We start from the raw sequence: 2,516 nt of genomic DNA on the forward strand, positions 1-2,516 counted from the left end.
GCTCAGCACCGTGTTCGGCACCGATGGCGTGGCCCAGAACGGGACGATCACGTACGGCATCAAGGCATCGGGGCTGAGCGTGCCGACCCAGCTTCTGCCGAGCTGGAGCGTGGGGTTGTTACCCACCGATGTCGATTTGAACTTTGGCGGCGCCAATATCGATCTCGACAGCATGGCGAAGAAGGCGATCGAAGCCTTTGATCTCAATAAGAATCCGCCTCTGTCGGCCGAATTCGGCGAGCAGCTTAAAGTCGACTTCTTGGCCAAGATGCCGAAGGTCGTGCTTGGCCACAGCACCGTGAAGAACAAGGACACGGAGATCGCGCTGGAAGGCGAGATGACATTCCCAGGCGAAAAGCCCGAAGGAAGCGTAACCGTCGATGTCGCCGGCTTCGACAAGCTTGTCGAAGGCCTGCAGGAAGCGGCAAAGTCGGAACCGGAGGTTGGCCAATACGTGCCAGTCGCTCTCATGGCGAAGGGCTTTGGCAAGACGCTGCCCGATGGCCGGCTGGAATGGATCGTCAATGCCAAGGCCGATGGCTCGGTCACCGTCAATGGCGTCATGCTGAAGCCCGCCGATCCGGCCGTGGACGACAGCATGGATGATGGTGACGGCGCCGATGACAGCGGAGACGACAGCGGCGGCGCAGGTGCGAACTGAACCCTGAAGCTGGAGTTCAGAGCCCCAGCGCGCTTGCGATCTTGGGCGCTGCCTCGTGCCAGTCCTGGACGACGACCACATCGTCCGTCACCGGCGGCAGGAATGCGCGCAGCGAATTGTCGGCCATCAGGTGGAACAGTTCGGCGTCGGCGACCGATTCCCGTACCGACGCCAGATTGTGCGGCTGATCGTCGACGAAGACCACCGGTCGGCCGACCTTGCCGCGAAGCTTGGCCACTGCCGGTCCTTTGGCCATTTCAGTGGTCAGAAGCGGGTAGCTCAGCCCAAGCGCGTCGAGATGGACGCGACGCACGGCACGGTGTTTGTGCGGCATGGCCGTTAGCAAGATGATTTCCGCGCGATCGCCAAGCCCTGCCAGGGCTTCTGACGCGCCGTCAGTAATGTTTTGCCAATCGGCTTGCGCGTCAAAGAAATCGGCCAGCAGTGCCGTGACTTCGGGCTGTTCGATCAGGCGGCCGCTGGCGGTCTCTGCGATGTTGCCGGTCAGCCGGAACGAGGCCAGCGTCAGGCCATAGCCGCGCGCCTTGAGGAAATTCGGAAACGGTCGGATGAATTCGAGCACGACATCGTCGACATCGAGGACAAGCAAGGGTCGGTCGTCGGCTGCCAGTTCTTCGATCTGGCGCGCGGTTTCCGGATCATCGCTCATATGGAATGCTCGTGGTTGTCGTCGCCCAGCGGCAGCGACCGCAAGGCTTTGCCGACAGCCGCCGGCGGGGTGCCGGTTTCCTCGGCAAAGCGCATCAGAGTCGGCTCGTGGGCGAGGATGAACTGCAGGACACCGGCCAGAAAACCCGGCTCGCTGGCGGCTTTGCGGATCGAATGGACCTCTATGCCGGTGATTGCCAGAAAGCGCGGCAGAAGCTCCGGATCGGAGGCGACGAAGCCCAGGGCCTTCACGGCAATCGATTCCGCTTCTTCGCGCATTGACGCTGCGTTTGCCATCACTACCTTCGGTGTGTGGAATGAGTCTCTCCCGCAGTAATGGCAAGAGTTGCTTGCGGCAAGCCATTAGAGCGTGGCGCGCCCTTTGGACGCGCAGGGGACGAGGTGGAATTCGCGCTGTTTTCCAGCCGCGGATTTCCGTTTCGTCAATCATATTGCCGTAAAGTGAAGCAGGGTTTGATGCGTTCAGACATGGGCGCATGACGGTTGCCTTCGAAGCGGAAGGGCAGCCGGGACGGGAAATCGATGCCGAAGAAGGTTATGATCGTCGAAGACAATGAGCTCAATATGAAGCTCTTTCGGGACCTCATCGAGGCAAGCGGTTACGAGACCGTGCGCACCCGAAACGGTCTGGAAGCGCTCGATTTGGCGCGCCAGCACCGGCCGGATCTGATCCTGATGGATATCCAATTGCCTGAAGTGTCGGGGCTTGAAGTGACCAAATGGCTGAAGGAAGACGACGAACTGCACGTCATCCCGGTCATTGCGGTGACCGCCTTCGCCATGAAGGGCGACGAGGAACGTATCCGCCAGGGCGGCTGCGAGGCTTATATTTCTAAGCCGATCTCGGTGCCGCGTTTCATCGAAACCATCAAATCCTATCTGGGCGATGCGTGATGTGCCCCTTCAGCCGAGCCGGAGCCTTGTGAAATGACTGCGCGGATCCTCGTCGTCGACGATATCCCTGCCAATGTGCGGCTGCTGGAAGTGCGGTTGCTGGCCGAATATTTCGAAGTGCTGACCGCCACCAACGGGCCGGATGCGATCGAGACCTGTGAGAACGGCAAGGTCGATGTCGTGCTGCTCGACGTGATGATGCCGGACATGGACGGCTTCGAGGTCTGTCGGCGGCTGAAGAGCGATCCGGCGACATCGCACATTCCGGTGG

At 60.7% G+C, this 2,516-nt stretch carries 4 protein-coding genes and 1 pseudogene; 3 read left to right on the plus strand and 2 right to left on the minus strand.

Going from position 1 to position 2,516, the window contains the following annotated elements:
* A pseudogene (locus EN750_RS28875) lies at window positions 1–661 on the plus strand (hypothetical protein); the annotation flags it as partial.
* 16 nt (window positions 662–677) lie between these two features.
* Here EN750_RS28875 and EN750_RS28880 read toward each other — a convergent pair.
* Both EN750_RS28880 and EN750_RS28885 read right to left on the minus strand, forming a co-directional pair.
* Entirely contained in the window at window positions 678–1,331 is a 654-nt protein-coding gene (locus EN750_RS28880; protein WP_127398788.1) for a hypothetical protein, read from the minus strand.
* Window positions 1,328–1,627, minus strand: a complete 300-nt coding sequence (locus EN750_RS28885; RefSeq protein WP_024503583.1) for a DUF3572 domain-containing protein — start codon at window positions 1,625–1,627, stop codon at window positions 1,328–1,330. The genes EN750_RS28880 and EN750_RS28885 overlap by 4 nt, the downstream gene beginning before the upstream one ends.
* 246 nt (window positions 1,628–1,873) lie before the next feature.
* On the opposite strand from EN750_RS28885, the gene EN750_RS28890 reads away from it, so the two are divergent.
* Window positions 1,874–2,245 (plus strand): response regulator, encoded by a 372-nt coding sequence (locus EN750_RS28890; RefSeq protein WP_013531932.1) that lies wholly within the window; start codon window positions 1,874–1,876, stop codon window positions 2,243–2,245.
* Window positions 2,246–2,278: 33 nt separating this feature from the next.
* On the plus strand, window positions 2,279–2,516 hold a 238-nt coding region (locus tag EN750_RS28895; protein ID WP_127398789.1), incomplete at its 3' end, for a response regulator.

This window comes from Mesorhizobium sp. M7A.F.Ca.ET.027.03.2.1 (assembly GCF_003999175.1).
In the GTDB taxonomy this organism is placed as follows: domain Bacteria; phylum Pseudomonadota; class Alphaproteobacteria; order Rhizobiales; family Rhizobiaceae; genus Mesorhizobium.